Origin of the sequence: Streptomyces sp. NPDC086989, from assembly GCF_044745505.1 — a bacterium.
GTDB lineage: Bacteria > Actinomycetota > Actinomycetes > Streptomycetales > Streptomycetaceae > Streptomyces.
The window spans coordinates 602,052-625,948 of the sequence record NZ_JBIVAL010000002.1 but is presented as its reverse complement, the minus strand read 5'-3'; the positions used below and the strand labels follow the sequence as shown (position 1 = coordinate 625,948).

Sequence of the window (23,897 nt, the reverse complement as noted above, 5' to 3'; positions counted from 1 at the left end):
GTCATGCTCCAGGAAGTGCTGACAGCTGCAGTCGCGGCGGGCGCGGCCGTCGCGGTGTACGCGGGCGTGGCCGCACGGGTGGTCCGGCAGTACGAGCGGGGCGTTGTCTTCCGCTTCGGCCGGCTGCGGGAGGGGATCCGCGGGCCGGGCTTCACGATGGTGCTGCCGTTCATCGACCGCCTGCACAAGGTGAACATGCAGATCGTGACGATGCCGGTGCCCGCGCAGGAGGGCATCACCCGGGACAACGTCACGGTGCGGGTGGACGCGGTCGTGTACTTCAAGGTCGTGGATCCGGCGAACGCGATCATCGAGGTCGAGGACTACCGGTTCGCGGTCTCACAGATGGCGCAGACCTCGCTGCGCTCGATCATCGGCAAGTCCGACCTGGACGACCTGCTGTCCAACCGGGAGCAGCTGAACCAGGGGCTGGAGCTGATGATCGACAGTCCGGCGGTGGGGTGGGGCGTGCAGATCGACCGGGTGGAGATCAAGGACGTCTCGCTGCCGGAGACGATGAAGCGGTCGATGGCGCGGCAGGCGGAGGCGGACCGGGAGCGGCGGGCGCGGGTCATCAACGCGGATGCGGAGCTCCAGGCCTCGAAGAAGCTGGCCGAGGCGGCGGCGGTGATGTCGGAACAGCCGGCGGCGCTCCAGCTGCGGCTGCTGCAGACGGTGGTCGCGGTCGCCGCCGAGAAGAACTCGACCCTGGTGCTGCCGTTCCCGGTGGAGCTCCTGCGTTTCCTGGAGCGCGCCGCCCCGGCGCCGGGCGCACCGGACTCCGCTCCGGCTCAGACGCCGACTCCGGCATCTCCGCCGACGACCACACCGGCACCGACAGCCTCAGCGCAGCCCGCGTTCCCCGAGCCGGACACCATGCCCGCCGTGGAGGCGGGCGCCGCGGAGCCCGCCCTCCCGCTGGAGGGGCCCGCGGCACCCGTACCGCCCGCCGGGGCCGAGGGGCCGCCGACGGGCTGAGGGGTGCCCGGCTGCGCAGGGTCCGGGCGCGGGTCAGGCCAGGCGGGCGAGGGCCTGCGCCAGGGGGAGTTCCTCGCGGGTGCCCGTGGCGCGGTTCTGGAGTTCGACCACCTCGTCGGCGGACCGGCGGCCCGCCACCAGGATCCAGGGGACGCCGATCAGTTCGGCGTCCGTGAGCTTCACGCCCGGGGACAGGCCCGGCCGGTCGTCCAGCAGGACCCGCAGCCCGGAGGCGGCCAGGGCTTCGGCCGCCCGCTCGGCCAGCGCCAGCGGCACGGCCTTGCCGGCCGCCACCACGTGGACGTCCGCCGGGGCCACCGCCGCCGGCCACGCCAGTCCGCGCTCGTCGGCGGTCTGTTCGGCCAGTGCGGCCACCGCCCGGGAGACGCCGATGCCGTAGGAGCCCATCGTGACCCGCACCGGCTTGCCCTCGCGGCCGAGCACGTCCAGCCCGAAGGCGTCCGCGTACTTGCGGCCCAGCTGGAAGATGTGCCCGATCTCGATCGCCCGGTCCAGGCGGAGCCCGGCACCGCAGCGCGGGCAGGGGTCGCCGGGCTCGACGACGACGACGTCGAGGTACTGGTCCACCTCGAAGTCCCGCCCGCAGACCACGTTCCGGGCGTGCGTGTCGGCCTTGTTGGCGCCGGTGACCCACGAAGTGCCGGGCGCGACACGGGGGTCGGCCAGGTAGCGGACCTTGCCGAGGCCCTGCGGGCCCACGTAGCCGCGTACCAGGTCGGGGCGGTCGGTGAAGTCCTCGGCGGTCACCAACTCGACCACCGCCGGGGCGAGGTGCTCGCCGAGCTTGCCGAGGTCCACCTCGCGGTCACCCGGTACGCCGACGGCCGTGATCTCGCCGTCGACCTTCACCAGGAGGTTCTTCAGGGTCGCCGACGCGGGGACGCCCAGGTGTGCGGCGAGGGTCTCGATCGTCGGGGTGTCGGGGGTGTCGACCTCCTCGATCGCGGGGTGCTCGGCGTCCACCGGGGTCAGTGCGAAGGTCACGGCCTCCGTGTTCGCCGCGTAGTCGCAGGACGGGCAGTCCACGAAGGTGTCCTCGCCGGCCGCGGCGGGCGCGAGGAACTCCTCCGACGCCGAACCGCCCATCGCGCCCGACACCGCGGACACGATGCGGTGGTCCAGGCCGAGGCGCTCGAAGATCCGCTGGTACGCGGCCCGGTGCAGGGCGTACGACTCGGCGAGGCCCTCGTCGCTCACGTCGAAGGAGTAGGAGTCCTTCATCTGGAACTCGCGGCCCCGCAGCACCCCGGACCGCGGCCTGGCCTCGTCGCGGTACTTGGTCTGGATCTGGTACAGCATGACCGGCAGGTCCTTGTAGGACGTGCACTGGTCCTTCACCACGAGGGTGAAGATCTCCTCGTGGGTGGGGCCGAGCAGATAGTCCGCGCCCTTGCGGTCCTTGAGCCGGAAGAGCAGGTCACCGTACTCCGACCAGCGCCCGCTGACCTCGTACGGCTCCTTCGGCAGCAGCGCCGGGAGCAGCACCTCCTGGGCGCCGATCGCGTCCATCTCCTCGCGGACGATGCGCGAGACGTTGTCGAGGACCTTCTTGCCGAGGGGCAGCCAGGTCCACACTCCCGCGGAGCTGCGGCGGACGTATCCGGCGCGGACGAGGAGGCGGTGGCTGAGGGTCTCCGCGTCGGCGGGGTCCTCGCGGAGGGTCTTGGCCATGAGGCGGGACATGCGCTGCACGTGTTGCGATGACATGACGGGAGGCTACCGGGGGCCCCCGGCCGCCCGGAAACCGTTTCAGGGCCGGCGCAGCGGCAGCGGGGCCCCCATGACGGCGTACGGGAGGCTCGCGCTCGGGAAGTGCACCTGGCGGGCCAGGTCCGTGTAGCCGAGGGCCCGGTAGAGGCCGCGGGCCGGGCTCTCGGTGTCGATGGCGGAGAGGATGGAGCGGGGTTCCTCGGCGCTGTCGGTGACGCGGGTGATGAGGGCGCGGCCGACGCCGCGGCCCTGGAAGCCGGGGTGGACGTGCAGTTCTGTGATCACGAAGGAGGCGTCGAGCCAGCCGTCGTGGCCCGCGGCGCGCAGGTACGGCTCGACGACCGAGGACCACCAGTACGCCCGGTCGTTGGGCATGCCGTACACGAATCCGGCGAGCGCCCCGTCGTCGGTGAAGGCGCCGAGGGCGCGGGCGCCGCGGCAGGTCATGTGGCGCTGCACGATGTAGCGCCGGATGCCGACCTCCTCCTCGCTGAGTCCGAAGGCCACGGCCTGCACGCGCAGGGCCTCGTCCACGCGGTCGGCGAGGTCGAGGGGGCCGATGCGGAGTCCGGCGGGCCTGGCGGGGCCGTCGCCCTCGGGGGTAGGCAGCATGCGGCGACCTTACTGGGCACCCCCCGTTCCCGTCCCTGCGCCCCCACGGGTCCCGGCCACTCGGGGGCGGTCCGCGAGCGGTGCGTTCAGAACAGCACGCTCATGAACGCGCCGACCTCGCGGAAGCCGACCCGCCGGTAAGCGGCCCGCGCCGCGGTGTTGAAGTCGTTGACGTAGAGGCTGACCACGGGCGCCACGTCGCGCAGCGCGAAGTCGACGACGGCGGCCATCCCGGCCTCGGAGTGCCCGAGGCCGCGGAATTCGGGGTCCACCCAGACGCCCTGGATCTGGCAGGCCCGGGCGGTCGCGGCGCCGATCTCCGCCTTGAAGACGACCTTGCCGTCCTCGATGCGGGCGAAGGAGCGGCCGGTGCCGACCAGCTCGGCGACGCGGGCCTGGTAGAGCAGCCCGCCGTCGCCCGCCAGCGGCGAGACGCCCACCTCCTCCGTGAACATGGCCACGCAGGCGGGCATGATCAGGTCCATCTCGTCCTTGCGGATGCGGCGGACCAGCGGGTCGGGGCGCACCTCGGCGGACGACTGCTCGGTGACCATGAGCGGCTGGTGGGAGCGGACGTCGCGGGCGGGGCCCCAGCTGGGCTCCAGGAGCCGCCACAGCAGCCGGGTGGCTTCCGCGGGGCCGACGATGGAGGAGCAGCGGCGGCCGGTGCGGCGGGCCCGGTCGGCGAAGGCGCGGACGGCGTCGGGGTCGGCGCAGACGGGGACCAGGTTGGCGCCGGCGTAGCAGAGGGAGCGCAGCCGGCCGTCGGCGTAGTAGCCCCACATCTCGCCGCCGAGGCGCCAGGGGTCGAGTCCGGCGACCTGGACCCGGGAGGTGACGAAGGCGTTCTCGACCGGCTCGCGTCCGAGGACTTCGAGGGCGGCGTCGAGATCACTGGGCTCAAGGACCCGGGTGGTGGTCTGGGTCAACACGGGGGCCTCACCATACAAGTCTGCTGATCTCCGCACTGTACCCGCCGTCACCCGAGGATGCCCGGTCACACGGGTCACGAAAGCGCCCCGGCCCCGCCCGCGAGCTGCGGGAACGGGGCCGGGGCCGGGTGTGCGGGGCGCCGGGCGCCCGGGGTGCTCAGACGCCGATGGCGACGGTGGGCTCGCCGGACATCACGCCGTCCTTCTCCATCTGCTCGGCGATCTTCATCGCCTCTTCGATGAGGGTCTCCACGATCTTCGACTCGGGGACGGTCTTGATGACCTCGCCCTTCACGAAGATCTGGCCCTTGCCGTTGCCGGAGGCGACGCCGAGGTCGGCCTCGCGGGCCTCGCCCGGGCCGTTCACGACGCAGCCCATGACCGCGACGCGCAGCGGGACCTCCATGCCGGTGAGGCCCGCCGTGACCTCCTCGGCCAGCTTGTAGACGTCCACCTGGGCGCGGCCGCAGGACGGGCAGGAGACGATCTCCAGGCGGCGGGGCTTGAGGTTCAGCGACTCCAGGATCTGGAGGCCGACCTTGACCTCCTCGACCGGCGGGGCCGACAGGGAGACGCGGATCGTGTCGCCGATGCCCTCGGAGAGCAGCGCGCCGAAGGCGACGGCGGACTTGATGGTGCCCTGGAAGGCGGGGCCGGCCTCGGTGACGCCGAGGTGCAGCGGGTACGTGCACTGGGCGGCGAGCTGGCGGTAGGCGTTGACCATCACGACCGGGTCGTTGTGCTTGACCGAGATCTTGATGTCGCTGAAGCCGTGCTCCTCGAAGAGGGAGGCCTCCCACAGCGCGGACTCGACGAGCGCCTCGGGGGTGGCCTTGCCGTACTTCTTGAGCAGGCGGGCGTCGAGGGAGCCGGCGTTGACGCCGATGCGGATCGGAGTGCCCGCGTCGTTGGCGGCCTTCGCGATCTCCTTGACCTTGTCGTCGAACTGCTTGATGTTGCCCGGGTTGACGCGGACGGCGGCGCAGCCGGCGTCGATCGCGGCGAACACGTACTTGGGCTGGAAGTGGATGTCGGCGATGACCGGGATCTGCGACTTCTTCGCGATGACGGCGAGGGCGTCGGCGTCGTCCTGGGTCGGGCAGGCGACACGGACGATCTCGCAGCCGGAGGCGGTCAGCTCGGCGATCTGCTGGAGCGTGGCGCCGATGTCGGAGGTACGGGTGGTGGTCATCGACTGCACCGAAATAGGCGCGTCGCCACCGACGGCCACCGATCCGACCTGGATCTTGCGGCTGACCCTGCGGTCGGCAAGCTTCGTCGGCACGGCCGGCATTCCGAGAGAGATGGCAGTCATCTGCTGTGCAACCCCAAGGTGTGGATCAAGGTCCCGAGATCGGCGGGCTCCAGGCTTCGAGATTACGCCAACCAAAGGGCGGCCCATGCATCCGAGGGCCCGGAACACCCGAACGTAGGGAGCCGGGCACACTTCGTGCCCGGCTCCCGCACCTCTTTCCGCACAAGCGGACGTACTAGGTGATCTTGATCGGGTTCACCACGTCGGCCACGAGCACCAGCAGCGTGAAGCAGACGAACACGCCGGCCACCACGTACGCGGCGGGCATCAGCTTCGCCACGTCGAACGGGCCCGGGTCGGGGCGCCGGAAGACCCGCGCCACGTTGCGCCGGACCGACTCCCACAGGGCGCCCGCGATGTGCCCGCCGTCGAGCGGGAGCAGCGGGAGCATGTTGAACAGGAACAGCGAGAGGTTGAAGAAGCCGACGAGCTGGAGGTAGAACACCAGCCGCTGCTCGGCGGGGATGTCCAGGGTGGCGATCTCACCGCTGATCCGGGCCGCGCCGACGATGCCCATCGGGGAGTCGGGCTCGCGCTCGCCCCCGCTGAAGGCCGCGTTCCACAGCGCGGGGATCTTGGCGGGGAGCTGGAGCAGTCCCTGGACGCTGTTGTCGACGACCTCGCCCATGTGGTCCACGGACTGGCCGAAGGTCAGCGGGGCGATCTCGCTGCGGGGGCTGAAGCCGAGCCAGCCGGCCGTCACGTACTGGCCCTTGACGTACCCGCCGTGGCCGTCGGTCTTGGCGACCTTGTTCTCGATCAGCTTGACGGGGAGGGTCTGCTGCCGCCCGTCCCGGACGATGGTGACGGTGGCGGGGCCGACGGTGTCGCGGATCTGCTTCTGCAGGGCGGCCCAGTCGGCGATCCTGCGGCCGTTGAACGCCACGATCCGGTCGCCCTCCCGCAGGCCGGCGGCCTTGGCCGGGGCGACCGGGTCGCCGGCCTTGCAGACCTCGCGCTTCTCGCTCTGCTGGATGACGCACGGCGAGACGGTGGCGACCTGCGTGGTCGTCTGGTTGATGCCGAAGCTCATCCAGACGCCGAAGAAGACGGCCAGGGCCAGCACCAGGTTCATGAACGGGCCCGCGAACATCACGATCACGCGCTTCCACGGCCTGCGCGTGTAGAACAGCCGCGTCTCGTCGCCGGGCTGGAGCTCCTCGTACGCCGCCGAGCGCGCGTCCTCGATCATCGAGCGGAACGGCGAGGTCGACCGGGCGGTCACCTTGCCGTCCTCGCCGGGCGGGAACATCCCGATCATGCGGATGTAGCCGCCCATCGGGATGGCCTTGATGCCGTACTCGGTCTCCCCCTTGTGCCGCGACCAGATGGTCGGGCCGAAGCCGACCATGTACTGGGGCACGCGGATCCCGAAGAGCTTGGCCGTGGAGAGGTGGCCGAGCTCGTGCCAGGCGATGGAGACGAGCAGCCCGAATACGAAGATGAGTATTCCGAGCACCGTCATGAGTGCTGTCATGCGCGAGCCTCCACGGCGGCCCGGGCCGCCATCTCCTGTGCCCGGGCCCTGGCCCAGGTCTCCGCTTCGAGGACGTCCGCGACGGTCAGGGAAGTTCCCGCGTCCGGCGTTCCGTGCTCATCGACCACGGCAGAGACCGTATCCATGATTGCTGTGAACGGCAGCCGACCGGCCAGGAACGCCTCCACGCACTCCTCGTTCGCCGCATTGAACACGGCGGGGGCGGTGGAGCCCACGGTTCCCACGTGCCGGGCCAGTCCCACCGACGGGAAGGCCTCGGTGTCCAGCGGGAAGAACTCCCAGGTCGACGCCTTGGTCCAGTCGAAGGCGGGCGCCGCGTCCGGGACTCGCTCGGGCCAGCCGAGGCCGATCGCGATGGGACCGCGCATGTCCGGCGGGGTGGCCTGGGCGAGCGTGGAGCCGTCGGAGAACTCCACCATCGAATGGACGTACGACTGCGGATGGACCACGACCTCGATGCGGTCGAAGGGGATGTCGTAGAGCAGGTGCGCCTCGATGACCTCCAGCCCCTTGTTGACCAGGGTCGCCGAGTTGACGGTGATCACCGGACCCATGGCCCAGGTGGGGTGCGCGAGGGCGTCCGCGACGGTGACACCGGCCAGCTCGGCGCGGGTGCGGCCGCGGAAGGGCCCGCCGGAGGCGGTGACCACGAGCTTGCGCACATCGGCGCGGGTGCCGGCGGCGAGGGCCTGGAAGAGGGCTGCGTGCTCGGAGTCGACCGGGATGATCTGGCCGGGCTTCGCGAGGGCCTTGACCAGCGGGCCGCCCACGATCAGCGACTCCTTGTTGGCCAGGGCCAGGGTCCGGCCGGCCCGCAGCGCGGCGAGGGTGGGCGCGAGGCCGATGGAACCGGTGATGCCGTTGAGGACGGTGTGGCACTCGGAGGCGGCGAGCTCGGTCGCCGCGTCGGGCCCCGCCAGGATCTCGGGCAGCGGCTCGGAGGCGCCGTACTGGGCGTTCAGGGCCTCCTTCAGGGCCGGTACGACGTCCTCGCGGGCGACGGCCACGGCGTTGACCCGCAGCTGCCGGGCCTGCTCGGCCAGCAGTGCGACGCGCCCGCCGGCGGCGGACAGCGCGGTCACCCGGAACCGGTCCGGGTTGCGCAGGGCGAGGTCGATGGCCTGGGTCCCGATGGACCCGGTGGACCCGAGGATGACGATGTCCCGCCGGCCGGCCGCGGGGTCGAAGAGGAGATGCGGATCGGCGAGGGGGGCTGGGCGGTCGCTCATGCCCCCCATTGTTGCCGCAACTCAGACGCGGTTGGACACGGAGTCCCCTTGGACGACACCGGCGAGCAGTTCGGGCAGCGTCCCGGCGAAGTCGGGGAGGGCGGTGGCGGCCCGCCACCAGGCGTCGGCGTCGTCGGCGAGGGCCGCGTCGAAGAGCCGGTCGGCCTCGGCCCGCGCGGCCAGCACCGCCTCGGGCCGGTCGTGGCGGTCGGGGTGGTCCACCTCCCCCAGCCAGTGGCCCTCGTCCAGGGCCCAGGCGGCGGGGGCCTTGTGCCGGATCACGTCGGGTCCGGCCAGGACGCCGCCGTCGAGGCAGGCGCGGACCCACCGGACGTCCTCGCGCAGATCGCCCATGGCGTTGGGCACTCCCAGGCTCGCGAGGGCCAGCTCGCGGTCCACGCTGTCCTCGGGCTCCCACCGGGCTCCGGGGGCGAGGGCGTCCACGGCCGCGGCGAGACCCGGTATCGCCCCCTGCGGCTGCGCCGGGGACGCGGTGGGCGCGGTCCCGGCGGCCACGGCGGCCGCCAGCTCGGGCAGGGTGCCGGTGAAGCCGGGGGCGTGACGCGCCAGCCGGGCCCACAGCCGGGGGTCGTCGCCGAGCGCAGGACGCAGCACCCGCATCAGGGCGGAGCGCATGCCGGCCCACTCGGCGAGGTTCCAGCCGAGGCCGCCGGCGGCGTGGGCCTGCCCGAGGAGCAGGGTCCGGTGGGCGGGTGCGACGGCCGTGACGAGCTCGTCGAAGGTCAGGGAGCCGGTCCGCACGGCGCGGACCGCCGGCCGGTGCCACCCGCGGCCGTACGAGGCCTGCGCACGGGTGTCGAGCAGCGCGAGCCGGGCCGGCCGGTCCAGGTCGGCGACGAGCAGCAGGGCCTCCACGGAGCCGGGCGGCAGCGGGGCGCGGGCGTGTTCGCCCAGCAGGGTCTGCGGGTCGGGCTCGTACGGGAGGGACAGCACGTCGAGCGGTATCCGCGGCCGGCGGCTGCCGTGCCGGCGCAGCAGGCCGGCGAGTTCCCCACCGGTCAGCGGCGTCCCGTCGAGGGGGCGGCCGAGTTCGGCGGCCAGGGTGGCGAGCAGTTCGGGCGCGGGGGCGGGGCGGGCTGCGTACCGGGCGGGGCCGGGCAGACCGGGCAGCGGGCGGCCGAGCACGTGCGGGCTGCGGGCGATGGTGCGGCGGTCCTCGTCGGTGCCCGCGCGCAGCAGCAGCGTGACGGCGGAGGCCGGCAGGTACTCGTCGCGGCAGAGGTAGCGGCGCGTCGGTCCGTCGAGCCGCCGCAGGAGGTCGCAGGCGACGGCGTCCGGTGCGTGGCGCAGCAGGAGCGCCACGCACCAGGCGAGCCGTCGGCTCTCCCTGTCCACGTTCACATGCATCGCTTCCCCGGGTTCCTGTCGCCAGTGTCGTACGCCTGACGGGCACCCGGCGATGATCGCAGGTCAGCGGATGGGGCGGTGGACGTTCTTCCGGGTTGACGGGCCGGGGGCGGCGTCCGCGATCCAGGGGCCGTCGCCGGAGGGGTCGAGCACGCCTTCCTCGAGCCAGGTGTAGGTGCCGGAGAGCACGCCGGCGACGACCTTGCGGTCCAGGTCGTCGGTGTTGGACCAGAGCCGGCCGAAGAGCTCCTCGACGCGGATCCGGGACTGCCGGCAGAAGGCGTCGGCCAGCTGGTAGGCCTCGCGGCCGTGTTCGCCCGAGGCGCGCAGGTGCTCGGCGCGGACGCAGGCCGCGCTCATCGCGAAGAGCTCGGCTCCGATGTCGACGATCCGGCCGAGGAAGCCCTGCTTGGTCTCCATCCGGCCCTGCCAGCGGGACATGGCGTAGAAGGTCGACCGGGCGAGTTTGCGGGCGCTGCGCTCGACGTAGCGCAGGTGGCCGGAGAGGTCGGGGTGGCCGCCCGGGTGGAACGCGCGGTACGCGCCGGGGACGTGGCCGGGGCCGGTGGCGAGCTTGGGCAGCCAGCGGGCGTAGAACCCGGCGGCGCGGGCCCCGGCCTTCGCCTTGTCGCCGAGTGCCTTCTCGGGGTCGATGAGGTCGCCGGCGACCGAGAGGTGGGCGTCGACGGCCTCGCGGGCGATCAGCAGGTGCATGATCTCGGTGGAGCCCTCGAAGATCCGGTTGATGCGCAGGTCGCGGAGCATCTGCTCGGCGGGGACGGCGCGTTCGCCGCGGGCGGCGAGGGACTCGGCGGTCTCGAAGCCGCGGCCGCCGCGGATCTGGACGAGCTCGTCGGCCATCAGGCAGGCCATCTCGCTGCCGTAGAGCTTGGCGAGGGCGGCCTCGATGCGGATGTCGTTGCGGTCCTCGTCGGCCATCTGGGAGGCCAGGTCGACGACCGCTTCGAGGGCGAAGGTGGTGGCGGCGATGAAGGAGATCTTGGCGCCGACCGCCTCGTGCCGGGCGACCGGGCGGCCCCACTGCTCGCGGACCCCCGACCATTCGCGGGCGATCTTCAGGCACCACTTCCCGGCGCCGACGCACATGGCGGGCAGGGACAGCCGTCCCGTGTTCAGGGTGGTCAGCGCGATCTTGAGGCCGGCGCCCTCGGCGCCGATGCGCTGCGAGGCGGGGACCCTGACCTGGTGGAAGCGGGTGACGCCGTTCTCCAGGCCGCGCAGGCCCATGAAGGCGTTGCGGTGCTCGACGGTGATCCCGGGCGAGTCGGCCTCGACGACGAAGGCGGTGATCCCGCCGCGGTGGTTCTCCGACTTCGGCACGCGGGCCATCACCACCAGCAGGTCCGCGACGACCCCGTTGGTGGTCCAGAGCTTCACCCCGTCGAGGACGTAGGCGTCGTCGCCGTCGGGGACGGCGGTGGTCGCCAGCCGTGCCGGGTCGGAGCCGACGTCCGGCTCGGTGAGCAGGAAGGCGCTGATGGCGGTGGTCGCGCAGCGCGGCAGGAAGGTCTCCTTCTGCTCCTGCGTGCCGAACATCTTCAGCGGCTGCGGGACGCCGATGGACTGGTGCGCGGAGAGCAGGGCCCCGATGGCGGGGCTGACCGACCCGACGAGGGCCAGTGCCTTGTTGTAGTACACCTGGGTGAGGCCCAGGCCGCCGTACTTGGGGTCGATCTTCATGCCGAGGGCGCCGAGCTCCTTGAGCCCGCGCACGGTCTCGTCGGGGATCCGCGCCTCGCGCTCGATGCGCGCGCCGTCGATCTCGGTCTCGCAGAAGGCCCGCAGCCGGGCCAGGAAGGCCTCCCCGCGCCGGACGTCCTCGTCCGCCGGCATCGGGTGCGGGTGGATCAGGTCGAGCCGGAAGTGCCCCAGGAAGAGTTCCTTGGCGAAGCTGGGCTTGCGCCAGTCCTGTTCCCGGGCCGCTTCCGCGACCTGCCGTGCCTCGCGCTCGGTCACCTTGGGCTGTGCGGGCTGTGTTGCGGACATGAGGGGGCTCACCTCGCCGCCGGAGTCGGTGGTACCGGCCTACTGGCCGGTGCTACCTGTGAGTCGTACCCAATCCGTGCCCGCGGGAAAAGGGGGACGGCCGGAGCCCCCGCACAGTAGGCTCCGGCCGTCGGCTTTTTGGCCGTACGGGAATCAGATGTCGAGGCCGGTCAGGACCAGGACTCGCTCGTACGTGTAGTCGTCCATCGCATAGCGGACACCCTCTCGGCCGACACCCGACTGCTTGACGCCGCCGTACGGCATCTGGTCGGCGCGGTAGGACGGCGCGTCGCCGACGATCACACCGCCGACCTCGAGCTCGCGGTGGGCGCGGAACGCGGTCTGGATGTTCCGGGTGAAGACGCCGGTCTGCAGACCGAACTTCGAGTCGTTGACGGCGGCGAAGGCCTCGTCGGTGTTCTCGGCCTTGTGCAGGGTGAGGACCGGTCCGAAGACCTCCTCGACGGCGAGGGTGACGCCCTCGGGCAGGTCCGCGAGGACGGTCGGCTCGTACGAGGCGCCCTCGCGCTTGCCGCCGGTGAGCAGCTTGGCCCCGGCGGAGACGGCCTCGTCGACCCAGGACTCGACCCGCTTGGCGGCGTCCTCGGAGACGAGCGGGCCGACGTCGGTGGCGTCGTCGTTCGGGTCGCCGGTGACCTGGGCCTGGACCTTCGCGACGACCTTCTCGACGAGGCGGTCGTAGACGGAGGCGTCGGCGATCACGCGCTGCACGGAGATGCAGGACTGGCCGGCCTGGTAGTTCGAGAAGGTCGCGATACGGGTCGCGGCCCAGTCGAGGTCGGCCTCGGAGGACCAGTCGTCCAGAACCACGGCCGCGGCGTTGCCGCCGAGCTCCAGGGTGCAGTGCTTGTGGGGCACCGACTGCTGGATGGCGTAGCCGACCTTGTCGGAGCCGGTGAAGGAGATGACGGGCAGGCGCTCGTCCTTCACCAGGGCCGGCATCTTGTCGTTGGCGACCGGCAGGACGGACCAGGAACCGGCCGGGAGGTCGGTCTCGGCGAGCAGCTCACCGAGGATCAGGCCGGAGAGCGGGGTGGCCGGGGCCGGCTTCAGGATGATCGGCGCGCCGACGGCGATGGCGGGGGCCACCTTGTGGGCGCACAGGTTCAGCGGGAAGTTGAAGGGCGCGATGCCGAGAACCGGGCCCTTGACGAAGCGGCGGGTCAGGGCGAGACGGCCGACGCCACCGGCGTCGGTGTCGAGGCGCTGGGCGTCTCCGCCGTTGAAGCGGCGGGCCTCCTCGGCGGCGAAACGGAACACGGACACCGCACGGCCGACCTCACCACGGGCCCACTTGATGGGCTTGCCGTTCTCGGCGGAGATCAGCTGGGCGATCTCCTCGGTGCGCTCGGCGAGCCGCTTGGACACGTGGTCCAGGGCGGCGGCACGCACGTGGGCGGGAGTCGCGGAGAACTCGGCCGTCACGGCGTACGCCGCGGCCACGGCCTCTTCGACCTGGGCGTCGGTGGGCACGCTGACGGTGCCGACCAGGCGGCCGTCCCACGGGGAGTGGACGTCGAAGCTGTCCTCGCCGGTGGCCTCGCGGCCGGCGAGCCAGAAGGCGTGGGTGGAAGTCATGCGAATCCCGGCCCTTCGGATGTGTGCGGGGTCCTTGTCCCCTCCACCGTAGGTCTCCGTCCCGGTTTCGGCGTTTGTCCGGGGTGGAGCATGCCGGGCGCCGGGCGCGCCGCTTTGTCAGTGTCGCGGCCGCGCCGCTACGCCGTGGGGGGACTGGCCTTCAGGGCGAGCCACAGCTCCATGCGCACGTCCGGGTCGTCCAGGGAGCGGCCCAGGATCTCCTCCACCCGGCGCATCCGGTAGCGCAGGGTGTGCCGGTGGACGCCCAGGTCGGCCGCCGCCGCGTCCCACTGCCCGTGCCGCGACAGCCAGGCCTGCAGCGAGGCCACCAGATCACCGCGGCCCTTCTCGTCGTGCTCGCGCAGCGCCCGCAGCGTGCCGTCCGCGAAGGCCCGTACCGCGTCGTCCGCCAGCAGCGGGAGCACCGACCCGGCCGCCAGATCCTCGTGCTCCACCATCGGCCGGCCCCGCCGGCGGGCCACCGCCAGCGCCTGGTCGGCCTGCTTGAACGCCGCCGCCACCGCCGAGGGCCCCGCCGGAGCGGACAGGCCGACGACCAGTTCGTCCGGCTCCGGGCCCGTCGAGTCCCGCCCGCGCCGCGACTCCAGCGCCTCCGCGTGGTCCGCGCAGGCCTGCACCGCCGCGCCGCCGTCGGCCGCCAGCACCACCAGCCGGCCCGGCTCCGGCACCACCAGCAGCGCCTCCCCGGCCCGGGCGGCCGCCGACTCCACCGCATCGGCCAGCAGCGCCAGGCCTTCGGGCTGTGCCGTCCCCGGCAGCGCCGGCTCGGCCACGACCAGCCGGAACGGCGCCTCCAGCAGCGCCCCGTACAGGTCCCCGGCCACCGCGCGGGCGTGCTCGGCCTCCCCGTCCAGCAGCATCCGCAGGACCGCCGCGCCCAGCCGGGACTCGGCGTCGTGCAGCGACCTCGACCGTTCCGTGGTCAGGGTCAGCAACGCCACCGCCGAGTGCACGGCGTACCGTTCGGCGGTGCCCAGCGGGGCCCCCGTGCCGACGGCGAGCGCACCGCGGGCCCGCCGGCCCGTCCCCAGCGACTGGAGCTCGACGCGGTCCTCCGAGCCGCCCACCACCGCGCTCGCCGGCGCCGGGCGCTCCCGCAGCCGCTCCACGTCGGGGGTCAGCCGGGCGGCCCGCCGCGCGGCCCATTCCGGGGCGGCCGCGACCACCGCGCCCGAGGTGTCGTACAGAGCCGCCCAGCCGTGCACGTGCGCCGCCAGCTTCGCCAGCAGCTCGGCGGGGCCGTCGGCGGACAGCGCGGCCCGGGTCAGCTCCCGCTGCGCCTCGAAGCCGGCGGTCACCGCGCGGTACTGGTCCGCGGCCAGCGCCGCCGAGACGGCCTTGCTGATCGCGAGGAAGGGGGTGCGGCGGGGCACCTCCAGCAGCGGCAGGTCCTCGGCCCGCGCGGCGTCCACCAGTGCCTGCGGAACCGCCTCGTAGTTCACGCCGACCGCGAAGCCGATGCCGACGACCCCGGCCGCGGCGAGGCGGCGCACGTAGCGGCGCATCTCCTGCGGGTCCTCGGCGTCCACCTTCATGGCGGTGATCAGGAGCAGCTCCCCGCCCTCCATATAGGGGACGGGGTCGGCGAGCTCGCTGACGTGGGCCCAGCGCACGGGGGTGTCGAGGCGGCCCTCCCCCGCCCGGACGCTGAGTTTGAGCGCCGAGTGCTGGACGAGCGAGGCGAGGGTGAGCGGCATCGGGTTCCAGGGGCCTTGAAGAGGAAAGAGGAGGGGGGCGCGGGAGGAGCGGAGCGACGCGGCGGGGAATTTCGCCTTGTCGTATGAACGGCTCCCCTCGATTCTGCCACCCCGTACGGGTCGGCTCAGCCCGCCGCAGCCAGCCGGACCAGCAGCGGAGCCGCCCGTTCCCCCTTGACCGAGGTCAGCGAGAGCACCGCGTACCCGGGCGGCACGGCGTGCGCCAGTTCGGAAGCCGACCACCGCTCCCGCTCCACCTGCCGCACGGTCACCGCGTCCGTGGTCACGGCCTTGCCGGTGACGAGCTTGCGGAAGGCGTGGATGGCCCGGGTGAGGGGCTGGTCGGCGAAGACGGTGCGGTGGGTGACGTCCCGCGTCTCGACCCACTCGGTGCCCCAGGCCTCGGCGAATCGCTTGCCGTCCCAGGTCGTGACCCCGGAGAAGGCCATGCGACAGCCGACGGCCCCGAGCAGCGGGGTGCGCAGCGCCTCCGGTACGTCGTCCAGCGTGCGCAGCGTCAGCAGGACGCCCGCGTTGGCCGAGCGCAGTCGCTGCAGGCCCCGCACGGTCTGCGGGGTCAGCGTGTGCGAGGCGTCGTCGAAGGCGAGGAACGCGAACAGGGAGCGGTCGGCGCGGGCCGCGGCGGAGGCGTTGAACTGCGCGAGCAGCAGCCGGGCCAGGATGCGGGAGGCGTCGGCGTGGCCGCGCTCGGGCAGGTCGATGCGCACGCGCAGCGGATGCTCCAGGGCCCGCAGCGAGAAGGGCCGCCCCTGCCCGGTGGTGTCGAAGAAGCCGGCGAACGCCGGGCGGTCGAGCAGGGCCACCCGGTCGGCGAGGGCCGGTCCCGGATCGCCGGGGGCGCCGTACTGACGCGTCCGGGCGTCGAGTTCGCGGAGCATCACGTGCTGCCCGGCGTCCTCGAGGTCGGTGCGCAGCGCGCCGAGCGCCTCGGGCACCTGGTCGAGCAGTTCGCGCAGCTCGGGCACGGCCGGGAAGCGGCCGTACGCCGTCCGGAAGGGGCCGAGCAGCTGGGCGAGGGCGGTCGCGGCGCGGCGTACCTCCAGGCCGGGGACGTCGCCGACGAAGGCTTCGGCGAGCAGGGTGGCCGCCTCGTCGGCGTCGGTGGTGCCGCCGTAGAGGTCGAGGTCGTAGACGGACTCGGGGTCGCCGACGCGGACCACGACGTCGTAGGCGGCGTCCGGCCCGAGTTGGCTGCCGGCCGAGGCGACGGCGATGACGGCGGCCTGTCCGGCCAGCGCCTGGAGGGCGAGCGATTCGACGACGGGCCGGACCAGGTGCCGGGTCTTGCCCGCGCCGGAGGGGCCGACGGCGAGCAGGGAGGTGCCGAGCACGCCCGGGTCGAGGGCGAGGCGGGTGCCGCGCCGGCCGTACGGGTTGCGTTCGCCGTCCTCGACCGTGCCGAGCAGCACCTGCCGGGCGAGCAGGTCGTGCCGCGCGGCCCGCACGGGCAGGTCCCGGGCCCCGGAGGGGTGCACGCAGGCGCCCGCGCCCTTGTCGCGCACGGAGTCGGCGAAGGCGGCGGCGCGGGAGGGCTCGGCCCGTACGGACTCCCAGGCGCGACGGATCCGCGCGTAGTCCACGTCGTTCATCCGCCCGGCCGCGGCTTCGGCCTCCAGCCGGTCGGCGACCTCCCCGAGCCCGGCCCCCCGCACCTGCGGCCACCCCACGGGATCATCGGGGCCGCCCTCCTCGGGGCGGGCAGGCACGGCGGCCTGGACGGCCTGCACGGCGCGGCTGCCCAGCATCCGGCGGGCCAGTTCGGGCCAGCGGCCGAGTCGCCCGAAGCCGACCACCAGGGTGGCGATGACCACGCCGTACCAGATGTACGAGGCCACCACCGAGGGCAGCTTCCCGGCCCACGAGTCGGGCGTGAACATGTAGAGGGGCCAGAGCCAGAAGCCGCCCAGGTAGCCGTTCCACAGCAGGGACCACAGCAGCAGCCCGGCCAGCAGGGCGATCAGCGCTCCGCTGATCAGCTGCCGGGTCGGGGTCCGCTCGGGCTCCTCGGCGGCGCGGGGGACGTGGCCGTACGTCCATACGCCCGGGCCGTCGGAGGCGCGCGGGGTGCGCAGCCAGTCGGCGAGGGAGGGGCCGGCCCCGGCGGGGGCGTGGGCGGGCTTCGGCGGGAGGCCGGGCGGCGGCGGCCCGGCGGGCCGCGGAACGCGCCCGGCGCGCGGCGGCCGCTTCTCGTCCGTGCCGTACGTGCCGTCGGTGTCCATGAAACCCCTGCCCCCTGCCGTGCCTGCGCTGCGTCGCTCAATGTAGTTGCCCGGAGGCGGCCGTGGGCCCGTACCGGCCCATGCCTCCGCAGCGTCCACAAGACATGCGGCGGGTCCTTCCTATGGCCGTCACGGACAAGGACACGCGGACACCACTCCCGAACGGAGCATGCCGTACCCCCTCCCCCGGGCCTAGCCTGCGGACAAAGACACAAGTGCGTCCGAAAACACCCCCCAGGAGCCCCCTATGACCGCTGTTCCGCAGGAGCGCAAGATCGTCACCGCGATCCCCGGCCCGAAGTCGCAGGAGCTGCAGGCGCGCCGTCTGCAGACGGTGGCCGGCGGCGTGGGCTCCGTGCTCCCCGTCTTCACGGCCCGCGCGGGCGGCGGCATCATCGAGGACGTCGACGGCAACCGCCTGATCGACTTCGGCTCCGGCATCGCCGTGACCTCGGTCGGCGCCTCCGCCGAGGCCGTCGTGCGCCGCGCCTCCGCGCAGCTCGCGGACTTCACGCACACCTGCTTCATGGTCACGCCCTACGAGGGCTACGTCGAGGTCTGCGAGGCGCTCGCCGAGCTGACCCCGGGCGACCACGCGAAGAAGTCGGCGCTGTTCAACTCCGGCGCCGAGGCCGTCGAGAACGCCGTCAAGATCGCCCGTGCGTACACCAAGCGCCAGGCCGTCGTCGTCTTCGACCACGGCTACCACGGCCGTACGAACCTCACGATGGCGCTGACCGCGAAGAACATGCCGTACAAGAACGGCTTCGGCCCGTTCGCCCCCGAGGTCTACCGCGTCCCGGTCGCCTACGGCTACCGCTGGCCCACCGGCGCCGAGAACTGCGGCCCCGAGGCCGCCGCGCAGGCGATCGACCAGATCACCAAGCAGATCGGCGCCGACAACGTCGCCGCGATCATCATCGAGCCGGTGCTCGGCGAGGGCGGCTTCATCGAGCCGGCCAAGGGCTTCCTGCCGGAGATCGTGAAGTTCGCCAACGAGAACGGCATCGTCTTCGTCGCCGACGAGATCCAGTCCGGCTTCTGCCGCACCGGCCAGTGGTTCGCGTGCGAGGACGAGGGCATCGTCCCGGACCTGATCACCACCGCCAAGGGCATCGCGGGCGGTCTGCCGCTCGCCGCCGTGACGGGCCGCGCCGAGATCATGGACGCCGCGCACGCGGGCGGCCTGGGCGGCACCTACGGCGGCAACCCGGTGGCCTGCGCCGGTGCGCTGGGCTCCATCGAGACCATGAAGAAGCTCGACCTCAACGCCAAGGCGAAGAAGATCGAGTCGGTCATGAAGGCCCGCCTGACGGCCATGCAGGAGAAGTACGACATCATCGGCGACATCCGCGGCCGCGGCGCCATGATCGCGATCGAGCTCGTCAAGGACCCCGCGTCCAAGACCCCGTTCCCGGAGGCGGCCGGCGCGCTCGCCAAGGCCTGCCACGCCGAGGGCCTGCTCGTCCTCACCTGTGGCACCTACGGCAACGTGCTCCGCTTCCTCCCGCCGATCGTCATCGGCGAGGGCCTGCTGAACGAGGGCCTGGACCTCATCGAGGCTGCGTTCGCGGCCATCGGCACGGACGTCTGAGCGACTCACCGAACGCAGGAGCCAGCCGGTACCGCCGGTAACGGGCGGGCGCTGTGAAGAAGATGTGGGGGGCCGATGGCAGGAGCGCGTTCCTGCTGTCGGTCCCCTTTCCTCTGCCGTACGGTTTCTGCAGATGAGTGAGACACCCCGCTCCCGGGAGACCGGGGGCGACACCAGTACCGGGCTTCCCCAGCGCCGCACTGGGCCTGCGTTCGCGCACACTCCTCACCGATCGGACGGCCGTTCGCCCCAAACCCCCCGGGGCGCTCGGCAACCCGATCCGGGCGGCCGTCCCGGAACCATCCCCCCTGTTCCGGGACGGCCGGCCATCCTCCTCCTTCTCTCCCTGCTGGGGCTCGCCCTGACGACCTGGCAGGTCCTGGTGTCGGGTCCACTGCTCGCACCGGACGAACGCCTCAGCCGCGTCCTGGTCCGCACGGTCCCCGACGCCGTCACCGAGCGCCTCTCCGACCTGGGCAACGTCCCGGTCGCCGTTCCGGTCCTGGTCCTGGCGATGGCGTACTCGGTGCGCCGCTGCCGCGCCTGGGCGCCGGCCCTGACCGCGGGGGTGGCGATGGCCCTGGTCCCGGCGGTGATCGTGCCGCTGAAGGAGTGGACCGCCCGCCCGGGGCCGTTGGAGCCCTGGGCCGCCGGCTACTACCCCTCGGGCCACACGGCCACCGCGGCCGTCGCCTACATCGGCGCGGCCCTGCTGACCGGCCCGTACAGCCAGCGCCCCTGGCCCATGGCCGTGGCGCTCTCCCTGACGGCCGCGACGGCCACCGGACTGATCCTGCGCGGCTGGCACTGGCCCCTGGACGTCCTGGCCAGCTGCTTCCTGTGCATCCCCCTGCTCCTGGCCGTCCGTCGCGCCGCAACCCGCGCTGTCGGACCCGCCGCATAGCCTGACCGCCGTTCCGCACCGACGGGCGAGCCGCGCTGGAGCGGGCTGTACGCGCTGCTGTACTCCGCCGACGCGGGCGGTGCGGGCGAGGGGCCACCCACGTCGGCTTCTACGGCTCCTCCGGTGACCGACACCACCGGCCGGTCCGCCCCCCGGAGGGCGTCGGGCCGGCCGGCCCGGCGCCGGTCAGCCTCCGAAGTAGGCGTCGAAGTCCCGTGAGAACTCCCAGCCGCCGAAGCGGTCCCAGTTGACCGACCAGGTCATCAGGCCGCGCAGGCCGGGCCAGGTGCCGTGCGTCGCGTAGGTCCCGCAGTTCGCCCTCTTCGTCAGGCAGTCCAGCGCCTTGGCCACCTCCGCGGGCAGGGTGTGGCCGTTGCCCGCGTTGGCCGTGGCCGGCAGGCCGATCGCCACCTGGTCCGGGCGCAGCGGCGGGAAGACGCGCGCCGTGTCGCCCGCGACGGGGAAGCCGGTGAGCAGCATGTCGGTCATGGCGATGTGGAAGTCGGCGCCGCCCATGGAGTGGTACTGGTCGTCGAGGCCCATGACCGGGCCCGAGTTGTAGTCCTGGACGTGCAGCAGGGTGAGGTCGTCGCGCAGGGCGTGGATGACCGGGAGGTAGGCCCCGGCGCGCGGGTCCTGGCCGCCCCAGGGGCCGGAGCCGTAGTACTGGTGGCCGAGCTGGACGAAGAACGTCTCCGGGGCCATCGTCAGGACGAAGTCCGGGCCGTACTTGGCTTTGAGGGTTCTGACGGCCGAGATGAGGTTGACGATCACCGGGGTGGTGGGGGCCCGGAAATCGGTGTCGCCCGTCGCGAGCGAGAGGGAGTGGCCCTCGAAGTCGATGTCGAGGCCGTTGAGCCCGTACTCATCGATGATCTTGCCGACGGAGGACACGAAGGTGTCGCGGGCGGCCGTGGTGGCGAGCTGGACCTGGCCGTTCTGGCCTCCGACCGAGATCAAAACCTTCTTGCCGGCCGCCTGCTTGGCCCTGATGGCCGCCTTGAACTCGGCCGGGGTTTCCACGCCCGGGCACTCGGCGACCGGACAGAGCGAGAAGCGGATGTCCCCAGAGGTCACCGACGTCGGTTCGCCGAACGCGAGGTCGATGACGTCCCAGGAGGCCGGCACGTCGGCCATCCGGAGGTATCCGGATCCGTTGGCGAAGCTCGCGTGGAGGTAGCCGACCAGGGCGTGGGCCGGGAGGCCGGGATGGCCCGGGCTGCCGCCGCCGCTCGTCGTGGAGGCGGTGACGGGGGCGCTCTTCGCGGACTCGCCTGCCGCGTTCACCGCGCTGACCTGGAAGGTGTACGAGGTGGACGCGGCGAGTCCGGTGACGGTCGCCGAGGGTGCGGTGACGCTCACGGGCGCGGCGCCGTCCCGGTGGAGCCGGTAGGAGGTGGCGCCCGGGGAGGCCGACCAGGAGAGGTCCAGGCTGCTCGCGGTGGCGCCGGACGCCGTCAGGCCGGTGGGGGCGGCCGGGGGCTGCGGCTGTCCGGGTCCGGGTCCGGAGCCGCCGGGGTCGGGTCCGACGAGCGTGACGTCGTCGGTGAGGTGGGCGGGCTGGCCGTACCAGCCGTGCGTGTAGACCGTCACGGAGGTGGTGGCCGCGCCCGTACGGAACGTCGTGCTCAGCTGTTTCCAGGCACCCGGGGTCTGCGTCCAGGTGGACACGTCGGTGGTGCCGGTCCCGGCCGCGCCGAGGTAGACGTACGCCCCCTGCACCCAGGCGGTGAGCGTGTAGGCCGAGTCGGGCCTGACGGTGACGGTCTGGGAGCAGCGGGCGTTGTCCTGGCCGGCCGGGGTGGCCCGGAGGGCGGAACTGCCGCTGTGGACGGGGGTGGTGACGACGGCTGCGCTGCCGGCCGAACAGCTCCAGCCGTCGAGTCCGGCCTCGAAGCCGCCGTTGCTGGCGAGGTCTGCATCGGCCGCCGCGGCCGGCGCCCCCGCGGCGAGGAGGCCGGCGACCGCGAGGGCGGCCGCGGTGAAGAACGTCGTGATCCTGGCGGGGCGTCTGCGCACAACTGCCTCCGGAACATGGGGGGATGGAGCCAGGCCGCGGGTGAACCGGCAGCGCCGCCCAACATGGTCCAGACCAATGTTCTTGTCAAGGTGTACGACCCTCCTCCCCCGCCGCCGCCCGGCCCGCGGCCTCGTGCATCGCGAGCTCCAGCAGCACCGGATCGGTGAGCGTCCCGCGGCCGTCCGGAACCACCAGCCAGTGCAGTCCACCCGTCCGCCGGCCGGGGTACGGGACCACGATCCAGGTCCCGCGCCCGGCGCCCCGGACGCCGGTGGCGAGCCAGCGGGACGCCGTGCCCGGGGGCACGAAAAAGCCCAGCCGCTGCTCGCCGGAGTCGGCGAGCACCGGGCCGGGCCGGTCGAGGAGGTCCGTCAGGACCTCGAGGGCGGTCTGCCCCAGCTCGCCGGGCAGGATCAGCACGTCCCAGTGCCGGCCGGCGGGCAGCAGGGCGACCCCGAGGGGGTTGCGCTCCCACTCCCACCGGCAGGCGTCGGGGTCCGGCGCCACCGCCACCAGCCATTCCACCGCGGTCTTGATCTCCGAGCCCTGCATCGACCGGCCTCCGTTCTCTTCGGGTGAGTGGTTCTCACCGGGAGAGAGCGGGGCCGGGTCCTGTGATGACGCGGGTTTCACCACCTCGTGGTGGTGAAGCGGCTCACGTCGTGAACGGCCGTGCGCTCCGGGGGCGTCGGCGGGGGCGCCGGCCGGTCGGCGTCAGCTGTCGAAACCCAGGCCGAGCTTGTCCAGGGCCTTCAGCCACAGGTTGCGCCGGCCGCCGCGGGCGTCGGCGCGGGCCAGGGACCACTTGGTGAGGGTGATCCCGGTCCACGCGAAGGGCTCGGGCGGGAACGGCATCGGCTTGGACTTCACCATCTGCAGCTCGGTGCGCTCGGTACGGGCTCCGTCGAGCAGGTCCAGCATCACCTCGGCGCCGAAGCGGGTGGAGCCGACGCCGAGCCCGGTGTAGCCGGCCGCGTAGGCGACCCTGCCGCCGTGCGCGGTGCCGAAGAACGCCGAGAAGCGCGAGCAGGTGTCGATGGCCCCGCCCCAGGCGTGGCTGAACTTGATGCCCTCCAGCTGCGGGAAGGCGCTGAAGAAGTGCTGCGCGAGCTTCAGGTACGTCTCGGGGCGGTGGTCGTACTCGGAGTCGAGCTTGCCGCGGTAGGGGTAGATGGCGTCGTAACCGCCCCACAGGATGCGGTTCTCCGGGGTGATGCGGAAGTAGTGGAACTGGTTGGCGCTGTCGCCCAGCCCCTGGCGGCCCCGCCAGCCGATGGCCTTGAGCTGCTCCGCGGTCAGCGGCTCGGTCATCAGCGCGTAGTCGTACACCGGGACCGTGAGCGGGCGGATCCGCTTGACCAGCGAGGGGAAGATGTTCGTGCCGAGCGCCACCCGCCGGGCGAAGATCCGCCCGTACGGGGTGCGTACGGCCATCCCGGCGCCCGAGGAGGCCAGCGACAGACCGCGGGTGTTCTCGTAGATCCGCACGCCCAGCGACAGGCAGGCGGCCTTCAGCCCCCAGGCGAGCTTGGCCGGGTTGAGCATGGCGACGCCGTCGGTGTCCCACAGGCCCGCGAGGAAGGTCGGCGAGTCGACCTCCGCGCGCAGCTCCTCGCGGTCCAGCCAGCGCGAGCCGCCCGCGAGGCCCAGCTTCTGGGCCTCTTCGTACAGCTCCCGCAGCTCCTCGACCTGGTGGGGCTCGGTGGCCACGTCGATCTCGCCGGTGCGCTCGAAGTCGCACGCGATGCCGTAGCGGGTGATGGCCGCCTCGATCTCGTCGAGGTTGCGCGCACCCAGCTCCTCCAGCTTGGCGAGCTCGCCCGGCCAGCGGGCCATGCCGTTGGCGAGGCCGTGCGTGAGGGAGGCGGCGCAGAAGCCGCCGTTGCGGCCGGAGGCGGCCCAGCCCGCCTCCTTCGACTCGATCAGGACGACGTCCCGGGCGGGATCGCGCTCCTTGGCGATCAGCGCGGTCCACAGTCCGCTGTACCCGCCGCCGATGACGAGCAGGTCGCAGGCCTCGTCGGAGGTCAGCGCCGGCTGCGCGGCGGGCTTGCCGGGGTCGTCCAGCCAGTACGAGACCGGCAGTGCTTCGGAAAGGGATTGAGCAACACTTCGCATGGCGACTGGGGCCATGTCTTCCAACTCCCTACAG

General features: G+C 72.9%; 17 protein-coding genes. 3 read left to right on the top strand and 14 right to left on the bottom strand.

The annotated features are described in order from the left end of the window. The first annotated feature begins 3 nt into the window (after positions 1-3). Positions 4-978 carry a slipin family protein gene (locus ACIPK4_RS06560; RefSeq protein WP_402309661.1) on the top strand — a complete coding sequence of 325 codons (975 nt, stop codon included), beginning with the start codon at positions 4-6 and terminating at the stop codon, positions 976-978. Positions 979-1,011: 33 nt separating this feature from the next. On the opposite strand, the gene ACIPK4_RS06555 is transcribed toward ACIPK4_RS06560, so the two are convergent. The 11 genes from ACIPK4_RS06555 to ACIPK4_RS06505 all read right to left on the bottom strand — a co-directional run bounded on the left by ACIPK4_RS06555 (position 1,012) and on the right by ACIPK4_RS06505 (position 17,227). After that, positions 1,012-2,706, bottom strand: coding sequence for a proline--tRNA ligase (locus tag ACIPK4_RS06555; RefSeq protein WP_402309659.1), 1,695 nt, complete (start codon positions 2,704-2,706; stop codon positions 1,012-1,014). A 42-nt stretch (positions 2,707-2,748) separates the two neighbouring features. Next, positions 2,749-3,321 carry a GNAT family N-acetyltransferase gene (locus ACIPK4_RS06550; RefSeq protein WP_376194767.1) on the bottom strand — a complete coding sequence of 191 codons (573 nt, stop codon included), beginning with the start codon at positions 3,319-3,321 and terminating at the stop codon, positions 2,749-2,751. Positions 3,322-3,407: 86 nt separating this feature from the next. Beyond that, positions 3,408-4,253 carry a GNAT family N-acetyltransferase gene (locus tag ACIPK4_RS06545; RefSeq protein ID WP_376194769.1) on the bottom strand — a complete coding sequence of 282 codons (846 nt, stop codon included), beginning with the start codon at positions 4,251-4,253 and terminating at the stop codon, positions 3,408-3,410. 157 nt (positions 4,254-4,410) lie between these two features. Beyond that, a complete protein-coding gene (gene ispG / locus ACIPK4_RS06540; protein ID WP_054221322.1) occupies positions 4,411-5,568 on the bottom strand; it encodes a flavodoxin-dependent (E)-4-hydroxy-3-methylbut-2-enyl-diphosphate synthase in 1,158 nt (385 codons plus the stop codon). A 175-nt stretch (positions 5,569-5,743) separates the two neighbouring features. Further along, positions 5,744-7,045, bottom strand: coding sequence for a M50 family metallopeptidase (locus ACIPK4_RS06535; protein WP_402309657.1), 1,302 nt, complete (start codon positions 7,043-7,045; stop codon positions 5,744-5,746). Further along, complete coding sequence (dxr, locus tag ACIPK4_RS06530; RefSeq protein WP_376194774.1) at positions 7,042-8,304, bottom strand: 1-deoxy-D-xylulose-5-phosphate reductoisomerase; 1,263 nt, start codon at positions 8,302-8,304, stop codon at positions 7,042-7,044. The genes ACIPK4_RS06535 and dxr overlap by 4 nt, the downstream gene beginning before the upstream one ends. Before the next feature lie 12 nt (positions 8,305-8,316). After that, positions 8,317-9,663 (bottom strand): hypothetical protein, encoded by a 1,347-nt coding sequence (locus ACIPK4_RS06525; RefSeq protein WP_402309656.1) that lies wholly within the window; start codon positions 9,661-9,663, stop codon positions 8,317-8,319. 63 nt (positions 9,664-9,726) lie between these two features. Continuing rightward, the gene (locus ACIPK4_RS06520) at positions 9,727-11,670 is read right to left on the bottom strand and encodes an acyl-CoA dehydrogenase family protein (RefSeq protein ID WP_402309654.1); all 1,944 of its coding nucleotides are present in this window, start codon (positions 11,668-11,670) and stop codon (positions 9,727-9,729) included. Between the two features lie 153 nt (positions 11,671-11,823). Beyond that, a complete protein-coding gene (locus ACIPK4_RS06515) occupies positions 11,824-13,269 on the bottom strand; it encodes an aldehyde dehydrogenase family protein (RefSeq protein ID WP_402309652.1) in 1,446 nt (481 codons plus the stop codon). Between the two features lie 137 nt (positions 13,270-13,406). Next, entirely contained in the window at positions 13,407-14,987 is a 1,581-nt protein-coding gene (locus tag ACIPK4_RS06510) for a PucR family transcriptional regulator (protein ID WP_402309650.1), read from the bottom strand. A gap of 125 nt (positions 14,988-15,112) precedes the next feature. Continuing rightward, positions 15,113-17,227 (bottom strand): ATP-binding protein, encoded by a 2,115-nt coding sequence (locus ACIPK4_RS06505; RefSeq protein WP_402309649.1) that lies wholly within the window; start codon positions 17,225-17,227, stop codon positions 15,113-15,115. 247 nt (positions 17,228-17,474) lie between these two features. Between ACIPK4_RS06505 and gabT the strand changes: the two genes are divergently transcribed. Beyond that, positions 17,475-18,821: a 4-aminobutyrate--2-oxoglutarate transaminase gene (gene gabT, locus ACIPK4_RS06500; RefSeq protein WP_402309647.1), complete on the top strand. Its 1,347-nt coding sequence runs from the start codon at positions 17,475-17,477 to the stop codon at positions 18,819-18,821. Between the two features lie 382 nt (positions 18,822-19,203). Then, complete coding sequence (locus ACIPK4_RS06495) at positions 19,204-19,725, top strand: phosphatase PAP2 family protein (protein ID WP_402309645.1); 522 nt, start codon at positions 19,204-19,206, stop codon at positions 19,723-19,725. 186 nt (positions 19,726-19,911) lie between these two features. Here the strand turns inward: ACIPK4_RS06495 and ACIPK4_RS06490 are convergent, their stop codons facing one another. The 3 genes from ACIPK4_RS06490 to ACIPK4_RS06480 form a co-directional block, all read right to left on the bottom strand. After that, positions 19,912-21,744: a chitinase gene (locus ACIPK4_RS06490; RefSeq protein ID WP_402309643.1), complete on the bottom strand. Its 1,833-nt coding sequence runs from the start codon at positions 21,742-21,744 to the stop codon at positions 19,912-19,914. A gap of 85 nt (positions 21,745-21,829) precedes the next feature. Next, positions 21,830-22,297 (bottom strand): hypothetical protein, encoded by a 468-nt coding sequence (locus ACIPK4_RS06485; RefSeq protein WP_402309642.1) that lies wholly within the window; start codon positions 22,295-22,297, stop codon positions 21,830-21,832. 162 nt (positions 22,298-22,459) lie between these two features. Continuing rightward, a complete protein-coding gene (locus ACIPK4_RS06480; protein ID WP_402309640.1) occupies positions 22,460-23,878 on the bottom strand; it encodes an NAD(P)/FAD-dependent oxidoreductase in 1,419 nt (472 codons plus the stop codon). Between the last annotated feature and the right edge of the window lie 19 nt (positions 23,879-23,897).